The sequence below is a fragment of the Mesorhizobium sp. M0060 genome, assembly GCF_040323155.1.
Classification (GTDB): Bacteria; Pseudomonadota; Alphaproteobacteria; order Rhizobiales; family Rhizobiaceae; genus Mesorhizobium.
On sequence record NZ_JAMYUP010000002.1, the window covers coordinates 140,850 to 156,300 of the forward strand.

Consider the following 15,451-nt stretch of genomic DNA (forward strand, 5'->3'; position numbering starts at 1 on the left):
ATCCACCGGCTCCCTCGCTCTGCTCACCAGAGCGACCCTTCCATAAGGATTGCGTTTAGAAACGCTGCTTTATTCCTGACCCAGAACTTCGGCAATTGCGCGCTCGAAACGCCAGGCTTCCGTCACCAGCCAGTCGGCCATCGCCGGCCAATTGTCCTCGGCAAAACAATTCACCCGCCATAGCGAATTGATGCCCAGCCCTTGCAAGCACTGGTCTGGCCTGAGTTTCAGCCTGTCTTCGATCGCCGGCTGGAACGGCCGCAGCCGTGCCCAGACATCGGTAGCGCCAAGCTTCTCGTTGCGGCCGAAAAACACACCGACGACATTCTCAGCCGGCGCGACATACATGGAAATGACCAGACCGAAATCCGGCAGCCCGCGCTGCCAGAACCAGGGCCCGCGTTTTGCCCGGCGAACCAGTTCCTCGGGATGCCGCTCTGCGAAAAGGGTCCAGAAGCCGCGCTGCCGGAATTCCGAGGCGCGGTGGGCGCCGAAGTCGAATTCACTCATGGGCCGGAATCCATGGCTGGAACCGCTTCTCCCGGAACCGTGTTCGGCGCCGAGTCTGGCCTTTACACCATTCCAAGCGCCGCCTTGTAGAGGTCGAGGATGGTTTCCTCTTCCTGGCGCTCGGCCTGGTCCTTCTTGCGCAGCCGGATGATCGACCGCATCGCCTTGGTGTCGAATCCGGTGCCCTTGGCCTCGGCGAACACTTCCTTGATATCGTCGGCGATCGTCTTCTTCTCTTCCTCGAGCCGCTCGATGCGCTCGATGAAGGCGCGCAGCTGGCCGGCGGCAACAGTCTGGCTGGTCTCGGTTATGTCGTCGGCCATATTTTCTCTCCGCGTCGTTTTCTCGCCGCGACTCGGGGTGACCTGAGCAGCGAATTGCAGCGGTTCGATGCCCGACCGGGCGCGGCGGGTCAAGGTGCTATCGATGCGGCATGAAGGGCTGCTGCCAGGCGCCGACAAGGCCCTATTGATGCTGGCCTAGCTCACCCGAATGCGATCAGCAGATCCTTGGCATCGATCTGGTCGCCGGCCTTGACCAACACCTCGGCGATGGTGCCGTCGCGCTCGGCATGCAGCGCCGTTTCCATCTTCATCGCTTCGATCGACAGCAGCACGTCACCGGCCTTCACCGCCTGGCCGGCAGCGACCGAAAGCGCCGAGACGACGCCAGGCATCGGCGCGCCGACATGCGCCTCATTGCCCGGCTCCGCCTTGCGCCGTGCCTTGGCGGCGGACGCGCCATGCGCCCGGTCCGGCACCTTCACCCGGCGCGGCTGGCCGTTGAGCTCGAAGAACACGGTGACCATGCCCTTTTCGTCGACATCGCCGATCGCCAGGCAGCGCACCACCAGCGTCTTGCCTTTTTCGATGTCGACGAAAATCTCGTCTTCCGGCTTCATGCCGTAGAAATAGGTCGGCGTCGGCAGCACGCTGACCGGCCCATAGGTCTCCTGCGCGGCGGCAAAATCGGAAAACACCTTCGGATACATCAGCCACGAGGCGAACTCGAACTCGCTGAGCTTGCGCTCGAGCTTTTCCTCGATCTCCGTGCGGCTGGCCTTGAGGTCCGCCGGCTTGAGCAGCGAACCCGGCCGCACCGTGATCGGTTTTTCGCCCTTCAGCACCTTCTTCTGCAATGCCTTTGGCCAGCCGCCCGGCGACTGGCCGAGATCGCCGCGCAACATCGACACCACCGAATCAGGGAAGGCGATGTCCCTCGCCGGGTTCTCGACATCGGCGACGGTCAGGTCCTGGCTCACCATCATCAGCGCCATGTCGCCGACGACCTTGGACGACGGCGTCACCTTGACGATGTCGCCGAACATCAGATTGACGTCGTGATAGGTCTGCGCCACTTCGTGCCAGCGCGTCTCCAGCCCGAGCGAGCGCGCCTGTTCCTTGAGATTGGTGAACTGCCCGCCCGGCATTTCGTGCAGATAGACCTCCGAAGCCGGCCCTTTCAGGTCGCTTTCAAAGGCGGCGTATTGGTTGCGCACCGCCTCCCAGTAAAACGAGATATTCCTGATCCACTGTGGATCGAGGCCCGGATCGCGCTCGGTGCCTTTCAGCGCCTCGACAATCGAGCCCAGGCAAGGCTGCGAGGTGTTGCCGGACAGGGAATCCATCGCCGCATCGATGGCGTCGACGCCGCTCTCCACTGCCGCCAGCACGGTTGCCGCCGACAGGCCGGATGTGTCGTGGGTATGGAAGTGGATCGGCAGGTCTGTCGCCTCGCGCAGCGCCTTGAACAGTGCGCGGGCAGCGCTCGGCTTCAACAGCCCGGCCATGTCCTTGACGGCGATGATGTGGGCGCCTGCCGCCTGCAATTCCCTGGCCAGGCCGACATAGTATTTCAGATCGTATTTCGCCCGCGCCGGGTCGAGTATGTCGCCGGTATAGCAGATCGCCGCTTCGATCAGTCTGCCCTCGGCGCCGACCGCATCCATGGCGACGCGCATGTTCTCGACCCAGTTCAGGCAGTCGAAGACGCGGAACAGGTCGATGCCGCCGGCCGCGGCCTGGCGGACGAAATGCTGGACGACATTGTCGGGATAGTTGGTATAGCCAACCCCATTGGCGCCGCGCAGAAGCATCTGCAGCAGAAGGTTGGGTGCTGCCTCGCGCACCAGTGACAGCCGCTCCCATGGGTCTTCGGTGAGAAAGCGCATGGCGACGTCGAATGTGGCGCCGCCCCAGCATTCGAGCGACAAAAGCTGCGGCAGAGCACGCGCATAGGTGCCGGCAATTCCGGCGATGTCATAGGTGCGCACACGCGTCGCGAGCAAGGATTGATGGCCGTCGCGCATCGTCGTGTCGGTGACCAGCACCTCTTTTTGCTCGCGCATCCACGCCGCGAATCTCTCCGGCCCGAGCACGTCGAGCTTCTGCTTGCTGCCGTCAGGCACATTGCCGTTGAGATATGGCACTACCGGTGGCGCCCCATCGGCCTTTGGCTGCGGCCGGCCGCGCGTCTCGGGGTGGCCATTGACCGAAACGTCAGCAAGGTAGTTGAGCAGCTTGGTGGCGCGATCCTGCCGCTTCACGCTGGCGAACAGTTCCGGCGTCGTGTCGATGAACTTGGTGGTGTAGGAATTGTCGGCGAAACTCGGGTGATTGATGATCGCCTCGAGGAAGGTGAGATTGGTCGCCACGCCGCGGATGCGGAATTCGCGCAGCGCCCGGTTCATGCGGGCGATGGTCTCGGCCGGCGTCGGCGCCCAGGCGGTCACCTTCTCCAGCAGCGGATCGTAGAAACGGGTGATGACCGCGCCCGAATAGGCGGTGCCGCCGTCAAGGCGAATGCCAAAGCCGGTGGCGCCGCGATAGGCGGTGATGCGGCCATAGTCGGGGATGAAATTGTGCTCGGGGTCTTCTGTGGTGATGCGGCACTGCAGCGCGTGACCGTTGAGCCTGATGTCCTTCTGCGCCGGCACGCCCGATTCCGCCGTGCCGATGGCAAAGCCGTCAAGGATATGGATCTGCGCCTTGACGATGTCGATGCCGGTCACCTGTTCGGTGACTGTATGCTCAACCTGGATACGCGGATTGACCTCGATGAAATAGAATTTTCCGGTATCGGCATCCTGCAGGAACTCGACGGTGCCGGCACCGATATAGCTGGTTTCGCGCGCGATCCTCAGTGCGTAGCCGCAAAGCTCTTCGCGTTGCGACATTTCGAGATACGGCGCCGGCGCCCGCTCGACCACCTTCTGGTTGCGGCGCTGGATCGAACAGTCGCGCTCGAATAGGTGTACGGCATTGCCATGCGTGTCGCCCAGCACCTGCACCTCGACATGGCGGGCGCGCTCGATCAGCTTTTCGAGATAGACCTCGTCCTTGCCGAAAGCCGCCTTCGCCTCTCGCTTGCCTTCCATCACCTCGCGAGCGAGATCGGCCGCGGAGCGGATGGCGCGCATGCCGCGGCCGCCGCCGCCCCAGGATGCCTTCAGCATCACCGGGTAGCCGATCGTCTTGGCGAGTTCCTTCACCGCCGCCAGGTCGTCCGGCAAAGGATCGGTGGCGGGTATCACCGGCACGCCGACTTCGACCGCGAGATTGCGCGCGGCGACCTTGTTACCCAGCCTGCGCATCGTATCCGGCTTTGGCCCGATGAAGATGATGCCGGCCTTGGCGCAGGCCTCGGCGAATTCCGGGCTCTCCGACAACAGGCCGTAGCCCGGATGGATGGCGTCGGCGCCCGAAAGCCTGGCGACGCGGATAACCTCCTCGATCGACAGATAGCTTTCGATCGGCCCCATATCCCTGGCCAGATGCGGCCCGCGCCCGACCTGATAGCTTTCGTCGGCCTTGAAGCGGTGCAGCGAATATTTGTCCTCCTCCGCCCAGATCGCCACGGTTTTGAGGCCAAGCTCATTGGCCGCGCGAAAGACGCGGATGGCGATTTCAGACCGGTTGGCGACAAGGATCTTCGTGATTGCCAAGGAAGGCTCCAGACACGGAAGGGAGAGCTGACGCCATGATTAGCGCGAAAATGCTGCAGTGCAAACAAAATCGAAGGCAGAGATTAAACCGATTTAATCCATCCCCTGCCGCTGAAAAGATATGCGTCGTTCGGATGCGCACGGACACTCTCGATCCGTGCTTTCGGAAGCCGCAAGTCCCATAAAAAATGCCCGGCGCGAAGCGCCGGGCATTTCAGCAGAAAGGTCCGGTTATTTGCCGGGTGCGTTCTCGACATAGGTGAACTTGCCGTCGTCACCCTTCTTCCAGGTGTACATGACGTAGTCAGGACGGGTGATGTCGCCCTTCGCGTCATAGCCGATCTCACCGATCGCTGTCTTCCAGGGGCTGCCCGACTTGATGGTCTCGGCCACCTTCTGAGCGTCATCGGCTGACCCGGTCTTGGTGATGGCGGCCGCGATAATTTCCATCGCCGCGTAGGAGTAGAGCGTGTAAGCCTCCGGCTCGAAGCCAGCGGCCCGGAACTTCTCGACGAGTTCCTTGGCGTTGGGATTCTTGCGCGGATCGGGAGCGAACGTCATCAGCGTGCCGTCGACTGCATCGCCGGCGATCGAGGCCAGTTCGTTGGACACGATGCCGTCGCCGGACATGAAGGTCGCCTTGAGACCCTGGTCGGCGAGCTGGCGTATGATCAGGCCGGCCTCGGTGTGCAGGCCGCCATAGTAGACGACGGTGACGCCGGCATCCTTCATCTTGGCGATGAGGGCCGAGAAGTCCTTGTCGCCGACATTGATGCCCTCATACATGGCTTCGGTCAGGCCATTGGCGTTGATCGCCTTCTTGGTTTCATCGGCGAGGCCCTGGCCATAAGGCGTCTTGTCGTGGATGACGGCAATCTTGGCGTCCTTGAAGTTCGCGGCGAGATAGTCGCCGGCAACCTTGCCCTGCTGATCGTCGCGTCCGCAGGTGCGGAAGGTGTTCCACATGCCGCGTTCGGTGAACTTCGGATTGGTCGCGGCCGGCGTGATCTCGAGGATGCCGTTCTCGGCATAGACCTCCGAGGCCGGAATCGAGACGCCGGAGTTGAAGTGGCCGTCGACGTACTTGACGCCGTCGGCGACGAACTTATTGGCGACCGAGATGCCTTGCTTGGGATCAGAGACGTCGTCGCCGACTTCAAGCTTGAGCTGCTGACCAAGGACACCGCCGGCGGCATTGATATCGGCGACGGCCTGCTCGGCGCCCTTTTGCAACTGGGCGCCGAAAGCTGCGTTCGGGCCGGTGATCGGACCGGCAACGCCGATCAGGATGTCAGCCCACGCATTGCCGCTGAACGCGACAAGCGCGGTCAGGGCGACGGCGGACAAAAGTGACTTTTTCATTGAAACGCTCCCATTTACCGAGTGGGCGTGGATGTTGCTTTCATGCGATGCCCACCCTTGCTCGCAGAAAGAGTACTTTGCCGATTTTCAGGCACTTGTCACGCCGATTCATCCCCGAAACGACGTTAATGATAAACGTCAACCTTTTGGTTTCCAGCTCAAAAGAGAGGCTCTTTCGTAAAGCCAATTATACTGCGTCACCATCTGGTTGGTACGCGTGTATTGGTAACCGATGAAACCCAATATCATCAGCACGATGGTGTCGATGACGTAGTAATGCAGCGAGAACATCGTTCCGCCGAACAGCGCGTGATGAATGAACCTTATGCCGATGCCGAGCCCCAGCATGAAGGCGAACAGCTGGACGAAGCTGCGCCACGTCTGGGCACATGCCTTGCCCGTCATCCACGCCGCCCAGCCGCCGAGCAGGCAGGTGACAAAGAAGAACTGCCAGATCGAGGGTTCCTCGTAGAGAATGCCCTGCATAATTGATGTCTCCCGAGACTCAGTGATGGCCGCCTTCGAGGTAGGCGGCGCGCACTTCCGGATTGGCAAGCAGCTCCTTGCCGGTGCCGCTCATCGTTACATTGCCGTTGACCATGACATAGCCGCGCGTGGCGAGCTTCAGCGCGCCAAAGGCATTCTGCTCGACCAGGAATACGGTCAGCCCCTGCGTGCGGTTCAGCTCGCGAATGGCGTCGAATATCTGCTTGACGATCAGCGGCGCCAGGCCGAGCGACGGCTCGTCGAGCAAAAGCAGCTTCGGCCGCGCCATCAGCGCGCGCCCGATCGACAGCATCTGCTGCTCGCCGCCGGACAGCGTGCCGCCACGCTGGGCAATACGTTCCTTCAGGCGTGGAAACAGCGTGAACACCTTCTCGACGTCGTCGTCATAATGCTCGAGGTTGTCGAGGCTGGCGCCCATTTGCAGGTTTTCCATCACCGTCATGCGCGGGAAAATGCGGCGCCCTTCCGGCGACTGGGCGATGCGCATGCGCGCGATCTCATGCGTCGGCATCTGGGTGATGTCGGTGCCGGCGAAGGTGATCGTGCCCGCCCGCGCCCGTGGAGCACCAAAAATGGTCATCATCAGCGTCGACTTGCCGGCGCCGTTGGCGCCGATCAGCGCCACGATCTCGCCTTGGTTGACGGTGACGTCGACGCCGTTCAGCGCCCTGATGTTGCCGTAGTAGGTCTGGACGCCCTTGATATCGAGCAGCGTTGTGCCGGCCATTATTTACGCCCTCCACGCCGATTGGAGACGCGCGGTGTCTTCGGCTTCACCGGAGCCTTGGTCGCCGGCTTTGCTGCGGAGGATTTCGCGGCAGAAGATTTCGCCGTCGGTTTGGCTTTGGCCTGCGCTGCCGCCTTGCTTGCTGCGGCACTCGACCTCGCGTCGAACTGCCCGGCTTTCGAGGCACCTTTCGACACGGTGACGCGCTCGCCCTCGCTGTGGCCGACCGTATCGGCCACCGGTCCGGCGAGATACGAAGACGATGTGCCTGGGCCGTGGGCGGCATCCGGACCCGTATCCAATTGCTCGATGACGTCTTCGTCGCCGACTTCGGTGAGCACAGTCTCGACCTCCTCGTCTTCGACGCCGAGATAGGCAGCGATGACGCGCGGGTCGGTCCGTACCGATTGCGGGTTGCCGTCCGAGATCTTGCGCCCGTATTCGAGCACCACGACGTGATCGGAAATCTGCATCACCACCGCCATGTCGTGCTCGATCAAAAGGATCGACGTGCCGGTGTTGTCCTTGATGTCCATCAGAAGCGCATTGAGCCCAGCCGATTCCTTCGGATTGAGGCCGGCGGCCGGCTCGTCGAGGCACAGAAGCTCAGGCCCGGTGCACATGGCGCGAGCGATTTCGAGCCGCCGCTGCGCGCCATAGGGCAGATCGCCGGCGGGATCGTCGGCGCGGCCGACAAGATCGGCCTTCTCCAGCCAGTGCTCGGCCAGTTCAACCGATTCCGCCGAAGCCTGTCTGTAGCCGCTGTAGCCGAACAGGCCGAGAATGGTGTAGCCGGAGGCCTTCATCAGCTTGTTGTGCTGGGCGACGAGAAGGTTCTCCAGCAGCGTCATGCCCGAGAACAGGCGGATGTTCTGGAAGGTGCGCGCCACCTTGGCACGCGCCGGGATCTCATGGTTCGGCAGACGTTCGAGCAGGAAGCTCGAGCCGTCGCGCCGGTTGAGCGTGATCATGCCTTCGGACGGTTTGTAGAAACCGGTGATGCAATTGAACACGGTGGTCTTGCCGGCGCCGTTCGGACCGATCAGCGCGGTGATCTCGCCGCGCTTGGCCTGGAAGGACAGGTCGCCGATGGCGACGAGACCGCCGAACTTCATCGACAGATGCTCGACCTGGAGGATGGCGTCGGTCACGGAGGGGCTCGCGTTCATCAGCCGTGTCCCTCCTTGGTGAAGGATCCCGACACGGCCCTGCGAACCTTGAGGAAGGCTGTCGGTTCACGGCTGCCGACGAAGCCGCGCGGCTTCCACAGCATGACGATGACCATCGCCATGCCGAACAACAGCATGCGATAGAGTTCCGGGGTGAAGTCGGGGCCGAATATCCGCTTCAGAAAATCGAGTTCACGCAGCGCTTCGGTGCCGCCGATCATCACCAGCGCGGCGACGGCGATACCGACCAGCGAGCCCATGCCGCCGAGCACGACGATGGCGAGGATAATCGCCGATTCCAGGAAGACGAAGGATTCCGGGCTGACGAAGCCTTGCCGTGCGGCGAAGAACGAGCCGGCGAAGCCGCCGAACATCGCGCCGGTGGCAAAGGCGGTGAGCTTGGTGGTGGTGGTGTTGATGCCGAGCGAGCGGCACGCGATCTCGTCCTCGCGCAGCGCTTCCCAGGCGCGGCCGACCGGCATGCGCCTCAGCCTTATTGTGACGAAGGCAGTCAGCAGGCAGAGCCCGAGGATCAGGTAGTAGAGAAAGATCTTGTAATAGGCGCCCGATTGGGCAATTCCGAACACCTTGGCGATGTAGTTGGGGTCCGAGACATTGAACGATATCAGGCCGAAGAACGAAACCTTCGGGATGCCGGAAATGCCGGCCGAACCGTTGGTCACTTCGCGCCAGTTGATGATCACCAGCCTGATGATCTCGCCGAAGGCGAGCGTCACGATGGCCAGATAGTCGCCGCGCAGGCGCAGCACCGGGAAGCCGAGCATGACGCCCCAGAACGCAGCCATCAGGCCGGCGGCGGGCAGCAGGATCCAGAACGACAGGCCGAAATGCGTGCCGAGCAACGCGTAGGCGTAAGCACCGACGGCGTAGAAGGCGACATAGCCGAGATCGAGCAGGCCGGCGAGGCCGATGACGATGTTCAGTCCCCAGGCCAGCATCACGTAGATCAGGATCTGGATGCCGAAATTGTCGACCCATTTCAGCGAGCCCTGGAAGCCGCCCACCATCGAGCCCGTATAGAGAGCAAGCACCAGCACGACGATGATCGGATAGAGCGCCAGCGCGGTTATGCCGAGCGCCGAAAAATGGGCATGGATGAAGGCACGGAAATAGTAGATCACCCAAGCCAGCGCATAGATGATCGCCAGCGCTCGCACGAAACGCGCATAACCTGCAAGATCGGGCCCCACCAGCCCGTCAAGGGAGCTGGCCAGAAGAAGCAGAACGACCGCAATACCGATCGCCGCGAAGAAATATTGTAACCGGAAGAACCGCGTCGCCACACTGTCTGGCAGCAGGCCGGTGGCGACATCGGCGATCTTTTGGTTGGCCATGAAAGGCTGGCCATAGGCGACGTAGAGGAAACGGCCGATCATGGTGGCGATCACCACGGCGCCGAGCAGGCCCCAGCGCTGCACCAGGATCAACTCGTTGGAGATGTTCTGATCGGTCTTCAGGCCGATGAACAGCACGAACAGGCCAAGCGAGATGGCGCCGGCATAGAGCGCTTCGCGAAAAGCGCGCTGGACTGGGGTGGCGACGACGGCGCTTTCCGGAGACACGGTAACCGCCATGATCTCAGACCTTTTCGACTTCTGGCCGGCCCAGAATGCCGGAAGGCAGGAAGATCAGCACGATCGCCAGGATGGAGAAAGCGGCGACATCCTTGTAGTCGATCGAGAAATAGGCCGACCACATGCTCTCGATGAAGCCGATCATCAGCCCGCCGAGCACGGCGCCGGGCAGCGAGCCGATGCCGCCGAGCACCGCGGCGGTGAACGCCTTCACACCGGGCGTAAAACCGTCGGAAAACACCACCACGCCGTAATACATCAGGAACAGCGTGCCGGCGACGGCGGCAAGCGCGGCGCCCATGATGAAGGTGATCGAGATGGTGCGGTCGACGTCGACGCCGAGCAGTGCCGCCATCTTGCGGTCCTGCTCGCAGGCGCGCTGCGCCCGGCCGAGCGAGGTCTTGTTGACCAGATACCAAAACAGCGCCAGCAGGACTATGGTGACCAGGACGATGATGATCTGCTTCAGCGACACGCTGATGCCCGCGATCGTATAAACCTTGGAGACCATCGGCGGGACGGGCTTGTTGCGCGGCCCTTGCGTGACCTGGACGAAATTGGACAGGGCGATCGACATGCCGATGGCGGTGATCAGCGGCGCCAGCCGGAACGAACCGCGCAGCGGCCGGTAAGCCACTTTCTCGATCGTCCAGTTGTAGAGGCCGGTCAAAAGCATCGCCACGATCATCATGATCAGCAGCGCAACGACGATCGGCACCGAATAGAACAACGCACCGAGGATAAGGAAAACGATGAGGGCGGTGAAAGCGCCGACCATGAAGATGTCGCCATGGGCGAAATTGATCATGCCGATGATGCCGTAGACCATCGTGTAGCCGATCGCAATCAACCCATAGATCGATCCCAGCGTCAGCCCATTGATAAGCTGCTGGACAAAATACTGCATGCTGTCGTGGCTCCCCTGGAATGTCGCCCATGCAGACGCATTCCTTTTCGTATTGCCCCTAGTCGTAAAGTTTCGAGCCCGGATTGCAACGTGATTTTTCAATCGCCATGGGTGTTTTCGTCGCACGCCATCGGATTGCCCGTTTTTTCCTATCCGGCCTCTGGACCAGAGCGGACCCTATCATTGGCCTAACGCAATGTCTTTGATGATTCAACCACACCATGCGCTTCGTTTCGAAGAAATCACCGTCAAAATAAGTTGATGAGCGGGATCGTTGCGTCACCGAAGGGAATCCCCTTGCCGCTCCTCGTTGTTTCCCCAAGGTCAGGATTCTCTCTATTTGACGACGAAGCCGTGCGCGAACGGGTCGCGGTCGTCGATGAAGATCGTGTTCAATCCGGTCATCCGCGCCCAGCCGCCGATCGACGGAATGATTGCCGGCTTGCCGGCGACGGTGATCTCTTCCTCCACCTTGCCCTTGAACAGCGAACCGATGATCGATTCATGGACGAAGTCGTCGCCAACCCCAAGCTTGCCCTTGGCGTGAAGCTGCGCCATCCGCGCCGAGGTGCCGGTGCCGCAGGGCGATCGGTCGATTGCCTTGTCGCCGTAGAAGACGGCGTTGCGGGCATCGGCTTGCGGGTTGGTCGGCGCGCCGGTCCACAATATGTGCGACAGACGGTTGATGCCGGGATTCTCCGGATGGACGAAGGTGTATTTCTCGTTGAGCCGCTGCCGCACCACCGGGCTCCAGGCGATCAGCTCGCCGGCCGAATGCTCGGCCATGTCGCGATAATTCTTTTGCGGTTCGACGATGGCATAGAAATTGCCGCCGTAGGCGACATCGACGCTGATCTCGCCGAGCCCGGGACATTCGACCGTCAGTCCCTCGGCATAGAGGAACGACGGCACATTGGTGATGCGCACCTCCTCGACATGGTCGCCGACCTGCTTGTACTCGGCGACGACCAGGCCCGCCGGCGTATCCAGCCTGAGCACGCCCGGCGTCTTCGGCTTGATCAATCCATGTTCGACGGCAAAAGTCACCGTGCCGATGGTGCCGTGGCCGCACATCGGCAGGCAGCCCGAGGTTTCGATGAACAGGATGGCGATGTCGCAATCCTCACGCGTCGGCGGATAGAGGATCGAGCCGGACATCACGTCATGGCCACGCGGCTCGAACATCAGCCCGGTGCGGATCCAATCGTATTCGGCCAGGAAATGCGCTCGCCGCTCCATCATCGTCGAGCCGTTGAGCAGCGGCCCACCGCCGGCAACCAGCCGCACCGGATTGCCGCAGGTGTGGCCGTCTATGCAGAAGAAGGAATTCTTGGCCATGACGGCTCCCGACTTAAGACCTTGGAACTCAAAACCGCTGCGGCCTGAAGGAACCGAGATCGAGCGATGGACTTTGCCCGAGAACGAGCTCGCGGATCAAGCGTCCGGTCGCCGCAGCCTGGGTCAGGCCGAGGTGACCATGGCCGAAGCCATACACCACCGAGGGCGTTTGTTGCGACCGCCCGATCACAGGCAGCGAATCCGGCAGCGACGGCCGGAACCCCATCCATTCGCGGCCATTGGCAGGGTCCAATCCCGGCAGGAATTTTTGCGCCTTTTCGAGCAGCGCTTTCGAGCGCGCGTAATTGGGCGGCCTCTCAAGGCCGCCGAGCTCGACCGCGCCGCCGACGCGCAGGCCGGTCTCGAGCGGCGTGATGACGAAGCCATGCCCGGAAAAGATGAGCTGTCGCTTCACGTCGAAGACGGTCTTCGGCAGCGTCGTGTTGTATCCACGCTCGGTCTCCAGCGGGATGCGATCGCCGAGTTTTCTTGCCAGCAGATGCGACCACGCACCGGCAGCGATGACGACATGATTTGCCCGCCGCGTCGTGCCCTCGGCCATGGTCAGCGTCGCGCCGTCCTGTCCCGCCTCGACGCGCTCGATCCGGGCTTTTTCGAACCCCGCGCCCAATCCCTCGGCATAGGCCCAAATCGCCTTGCCGAGCAGCATGGGGTCGGCGACGGTCTTCCACCCCGGCACGAACGTCCCCTTGACGAAGCGCGGCGACAGGCCGGGCTGCAAGGCGGCGAGAGCGTTGCCTTCGACATGGCTGAAGCCGATGCCGAAGCGCTGCCTTGCCGCCCAGCCGGGCAGCGACGCCTTGAACTCGGCCTCGCTTTCGTAGAGTTCGAGCGAGCCGTCCTCGTGCAGCAGCGGCCGTGTGCCGGAACGATCCAGCAAGCCCATCCATTCCGCCTCGGCGAGCTTCATCATCCCGGCCTGCGCCGCAAGGCCGGCTTCATAGCGGTCGCTTCGCCCGGCGCGCCAGAAGCGGACCAGCCAAGGCAGCAGCTTCGGCAAATAGGCGGGCGGAATGCTGAGCGGACCGAGCGGGTCGGCGAGCCATTTCGGCAACTGCCTGATCATGCCCTTGTGGGCGAGCGGCAACACGTCGGAGAAGGCAAAGGCAGCGGCGTTGCCGGAGCTGGTCTCCTCGCAGATTCCCGTCCGATCGAAGATCGTGACGTTTCGTCCCGCTTCGGCCAGAAAGGCGGCGGCACAGATGCCAATGATGCCGCCACCGACAATGGCGATGTCGAGCGTAGCATCATCATTCATTTGCTGTGCGCCGCGCTGCACATCTGCAAATACCCTCAAAGGGAGTGGATCAGAATGTCGGCAGCTCTGGCCGCACCGCCAGCGCATCCCTGACGATCTTTTCCACCGTCTTGCGGCGCTCGCCCGATAACGGCTGGCGCGGCATGCGCACGCGGTCGTTGGTGTTGATGGCGAAGACTTCCGCGAGCTTGATGTTCTGCACCAGATAGGTCGAGACGTCGAGGTCGAGCAGCGGCCGGAACCAGCGGTAGATCGTCAGCGCCTCCTCGCGGCGGCCCTGTCTCATCAATTGGTAGATGGCGACCGTCTCGCGCGGGAACGCGGTGACCAGGCCCGCCACCCAGCCGATGGCACCGACCGACAGCGCTTCGAAGGCGAGATTGTCGACGCCGGTGAACAGGTCGTAGCGGTCGCCGAGGCGGTTGATGATCTCGGTCGAGCGACGGATGTCGTCGGAGGACTCCTTGATGGCGACGAAGCGCTTGTCCTTCGCCAGCTCCTCCATCTGGTCAACAGTGACGTCGACACGGTAGGCAAGCCGGTTGGAATAGATCATCACCGGCAGGTCGCCGGCCGCGGCGACAGCGCGGAGTGCCGCGACCGTCTCTTCGGCGTTGGTATGGTAGATCGGACTCGGCACCACCATCAGACCGTTGGCGCCTTCTTTCGCGGCGCGGCGCGCGATTGCGGCCGCCTCGCGAGTGCCGGCCTCGTTGACCGTCAAAAGCACCGGTTTCTTGCCTGCGATCTTCTGCGCGGTCTTCAGCACCTCGATCTTCTCGTCATGCGACAGCATCGGCCCTTCGCCAAGCGAGCCACAGACGGTGATGCCGTCACAGCCGGCCTCCATCTGCAGCGCAAAGCAGCGCTCCATCTCGGCATGGTCGAGGCGGTCATCCTCGGTGAATTTGGTCGTAACGGCGGGGAAGACTCCGGCCCACATATCGGTCGCTCCATCTGATATATCAGTCGTATATTTCTTAAGAAGCCGGCTGTCAACGTTGAATCCGCTATGATATATCAACAATATATCAGGAGGCCGGCATTGATATATGAAAATCTAGGCTCCGAGCCGGCGACCGCGAAGGCCTACCGCATGCTCGAACATATGATCGTGACGCTCGAGCTGGTGCCCGCCAGCTTCATCACCGAGGGCGCGCTGATCGACAGGCTCGGGCTCGGCCGCACCCCGGTGCGCGAGGCGATCCAGCGGCTGGCCTGGGAAGGGCTGCTCGAGGTCCGACCGCGCGCCGGCATTGCGATTGCCCCGCTTCACCCCGGCGACTGGCTGCGCGTCCTCGACGCCCGCCGTGGCGTCGAGGTGGTGCTTGCCCGCTCGGCCGCCCGCTTCGTCACCCGCGAGGCCGCCGACCTGTTTCATGACGCAGCGTTGGCCATGCAGAAAGCGGTGATTTCGGAAAATGTGCTTTACTTCATCCAGGCCGACAAGGCTCTCGACGAGGCGCTGGCGCTGGCCGCCGACAACCCGTTCGCCGCGCGCCTGGCGGCGCCCTTGCAAACCCACAGTCGCCGCTTCTGGTTCCGCTACAAGGCCGATACCGGCTTGGCCGAATCCGCCGAGCACCATGTCGCGCTGATCCGCTCGATCCTCGCCGGCGACGAGGAGGCCGCTGCCAAGGACGCCAAGCGCCTGATGGCGCTTTTGCGCGGCCATGCCGAGGCAGCTGCCACACGCTGAGCCTGCCATTTCGTCATGCGCCCTGGCCGGGCAGGGCCATCACGTTTTCCCAATTGTCGCCGGCCGCGACGATGCAGCTTCTGCCGGCGATATCGGTGACGACGATGGTCCAGGTTCCGGTCTCGGCGACAAAGACTTCCATCACCGCCACCTGACCGATCAGCCCCAAAGCAAACTGCCTTTCCTGGAACTTCTCGCTCAAATGGGCGACGAGCTCGCCATGTTCAACGCAGTATTGATATTGTGCGCTTGCGGTGTTCGTACCCACCGCCAATGCGCCAGCAAGAACCAGGGTTTTCACCCATCCCAACAGCGATTTGCGTGCCATAGGGCACCTCCTTTGCCATCACGTTCCGGCAAAGGAGGGGTTTGACGGCCTCATTTTGCCGGAGCGATCCAGGCCGGTTCCGACGTC

General features: G+C 62.3%; 12 protein-coding genes and 3 pseudogenes. 1 reads left to right on the forward strand and 14 read right to left on the reverse strand.

Features of this window, described 5'->3' with window-relative positions; all coding sequences use genetic code 11:
* Nucleotides 1-69: 69 nt before the first annotated feature.
* The 13 genes and pseudogenes from NKJ94_RS02985 to NKJ94_RS03045 form a co-directional block, all read right to left on the reverse strand.
* Nucleotides 70-510, reverse strand: a complete 441-nt coding sequence (locus NKJ94_RS02985) for a hypothetical protein (RefSeq protein ID WP_352522900.1) — start codon at nucleotides 508-510, stop codon at nucleotides 70-72.
* Nucleotides 511-572: 62 nt separating this feature from the next.
* On the reverse strand, nucleotides 573-833 hold the full coding sequence (locus NKJ94_RS02990) for a DUF2312 domain-containing protein (protein ID WP_023800031.1): 261 nt from the start codon (nucleotides 831-833) through the stop codon (nucleotides 573-575).
* A gap of 161 nt (nucleotides 834-994) precedes the next feature.
* The gene (gene pyc, locus NKJ94_RS02995) at nucleotides 995-4,453 is read right to left on the reverse strand and encodes a pyruvate carboxylase (protein ID WP_352522901.1); all 3,459 of its coding nucleotides are present in this window, start codon (nucleotides 4,451-4,453) and stop codon (nucleotides 995-997) included.
* A 231-nt stretch (nucleotides 4,454-4,684) separates the two neighbouring features.
* Nucleotides 4,685-5,815: a branched-chain amino acid ABC transporter substrate-binding protein gene (locus tag NKJ94_RS03000; protein ID WP_352522902.1), complete on the reverse strand. Its 1,131-nt coding sequence runs from the start codon at nucleotides 5,813-5,815 to the stop codon at nucleotides 4,685-4,687.
* 138 nt (nucleotides 5,816-5,953) lie between these two features.
* Complete coding sequence (locus tag NKJ94_RS03005) at nucleotides 5,954-6,301, reverse strand: DUF6867 family protein (protein WP_352522903.1); 348 nt, start codon at nucleotides 6,299-6,301, stop codon at nucleotides 5,954-5,956.
* A gap of 19 nt (nucleotides 6,302-6,320) precedes the next feature.
* The gene (locus tag NKJ94_RS03010) at nucleotides 6,321-7,049 is read right to left on the reverse strand and encodes an ABC transporter ATP-binding protein (RefSeq protein WP_352522904.1); all 729 of its coding nucleotides are present in this window, start codon (nucleotides 7,047-7,049) and stop codon (nucleotides 6,321-6,323) included.
* 8 nt (nucleotides 7,050-7,057) lie between these two features.
* Nucleotides 7,058-8,218, reverse strand: a pseudogene (locus NKJ94_RS03015) (ABC transporter ATP-binding protein); the annotation flags it as partial.
* Nucleotides 8,218-9,345 (reverse strand): annotated as a pseudogene (livM, locus tag NKJ94_RS03020) (high-affinity branched-chain amino acid ABC transporter permease LivM); the annotation flags it as partial. The pseudogenes livM and NKJ94_RS03015, both read right to left, overlap by 1 nt.
* A 195-nt stretch (nucleotides 9,346-9,540) precedes the next feature.
* Nucleotides 9,541-9,711, reverse strand: a pseudogene (locus NKJ94_RS37545) (DUF3382 domain-containing protein); the annotation flags it as partial.
* 106 nt (nucleotides 9,712-9,817) lie between these two features.
* Nucleotides 9,818-10,720 (reverse strand): branched-chain amino acid ABC transporter permease, encoded by a 903-nt coding sequence (locus NKJ94_RS03030; protein ID WP_352522905.1) that lies wholly within the window; start codon nucleotides 10,718-10,720, stop codon nucleotides 9,818-9,820.
* Between the two features lie 336 nt (nucleotides 10,721-11,056).
* Nucleotides 11,057-12,058 (reverse strand): 4-hydroxyproline epimerase, encoded by a 1,002-nt coding sequence (locus NKJ94_RS03035; RefSeq protein WP_352522906.1) that lies wholly within the window; start codon nucleotides 12,056-12,058, stop codon nucleotides 11,057-11,059.
* Between the two features lie 28 nt (nucleotides 12,059-12,086).
* Entirely contained in the window at nucleotides 12,087-13,337 is a 1,251-nt protein-coding gene (locus tag NKJ94_RS03040; protein ID WP_352522907.1) for an NAD(P)/FAD-dependent oxidoreductase, read from the reverse strand.
* Between the two features lie 49 nt (nucleotides 13,338-13,386).
* Nucleotides 13,387-14,280 carry a dihydrodipicolinate synthase family protein gene (locus tag NKJ94_RS03045; protein ID WP_352522908.1) on the reverse strand — a complete coding sequence of 298 codons (894 nt, stop codon included), beginning with the start codon at nucleotides 14,278-14,280 and terminating at the stop codon, nucleotides 13,387-13,389.
* A gap of 69 nt (nucleotides 14,281-14,349) precedes the next feature.
* On the opposite strand from NKJ94_RS03045, the gene NKJ94_RS03050 reads away from it, so the two are divergent.
* Nucleotides 14,350-15,036 (forward strand): GntR family transcriptional regulator, encoded by a 687-nt coding sequence (locus NKJ94_RS03050; RefSeq protein ID WP_352522909.1) that lies wholly within the window; start codon nucleotides 14,350-14,352, stop codon nucleotides 15,034-15,036.
* Nucleotides 15,037-15,049: 13 nt separating this feature from the next.
* Here NKJ94_RS03050 and NKJ94_RS03055 read toward each other — a convergent pair whose 3' ends face one another.
* The gene (locus NKJ94_RS03055; RefSeq protein ID WP_352522910.1) at nucleotides 15,050-15,364 is read right to left on the reverse strand and encodes a hypothetical protein; all 315 of its coding nucleotides are present in this window, start codon (nucleotides 15,362-15,364) and stop codon (nucleotides 15,050-15,052) included.
* Between the last annotated feature and the right edge of the window lie 87 nt (nucleotides 15,365-15,451).

What these genes read in the sequence shown, in the direction of transcription:
- NKJ94_RS02985 (WP_352522900.1), bottom strand. Translation starts at nt 510, where the DNA reads ATGAGTGAATTCGACTTCGGCGCCCACCGCGCCTCGGAATTCCGGCAG.
- NKJ94_RS02990 (WP_023800031.1), bottom strand. Translation starts at nt 833, where the DNA reads ATGGCCGACGACATAACCGAGACCAGCCAGACTGTTGCCGCCGGCCAG.
- NKJ94_RS03000 (WP_352522902.1), bottom strand. Translation starts at nt 5,815, where the DNA reads ATGAAAAAGTCACTTTTGTCCGCCGTCGCCCTGACCGCGCTTGTCGCG.
- NKJ94_RS03005 (WP_352522903.1), bottom strand. Translation starts at nt 6,301, where the DNA reads ATGCAGGGCATTCTCTACGAGGAACCCTCGATCTGGCAGTTCTTCTTT.
- NKJ94_RS03010 (WP_352522904.1), bottom strand. Translation starts at nt 7,049, where the DNA reads ATGGCCGGCACAACGCTGCTCGATATCAAGGGCGTCCAGACCTACTAC.
- NKJ94_RS03030 (WP_352522905.1), bottom strand. Translation starts at nt 10,720, where the DNA reads ATGCAGTATTTTGTCCAGCAGCTTATCAATGGGCTGACGCTGGGATCG.
- NKJ94_RS03035 (WP_352522906.1), bottom strand. Translation starts at nt 12,058, where the DNA reads ATGGCCAAGAATTCCTTCTTCTGCATAGACGGCCACACCTGCGGCAAT.
- NKJ94_RS03040 (WP_352522907.1), bottom strand. Translation starts at nt 13,337, where the DNA reads ATGAATGATGATGCTACGCTCGACATCGCCATTGTCGGTGGCGGCATC.
- NKJ94_RS03045 (WP_352522908.1), bottom strand. Translation starts at nt 14,280, where the DNA reads ATGTGGGCCGGAGTCTTCCCCGCCGTTACGACCAAATTCACCGAGGAT.
- NKJ94_RS03050 (WP_352522909.1), top strand. Translation starts at nt 14,350, where the DNA reads ATGATATATCAACAATATATCAGGAGGCCGGCATTGATATATGAAAAT.
- NKJ94_RS03055 (WP_352522910.1), bottom strand. Translation starts at nt 15,364, where the DNA reads ATGGCACGCAAATCGCTGTTGGGATGGGTGAAAACCCTGGTTCTTGCT.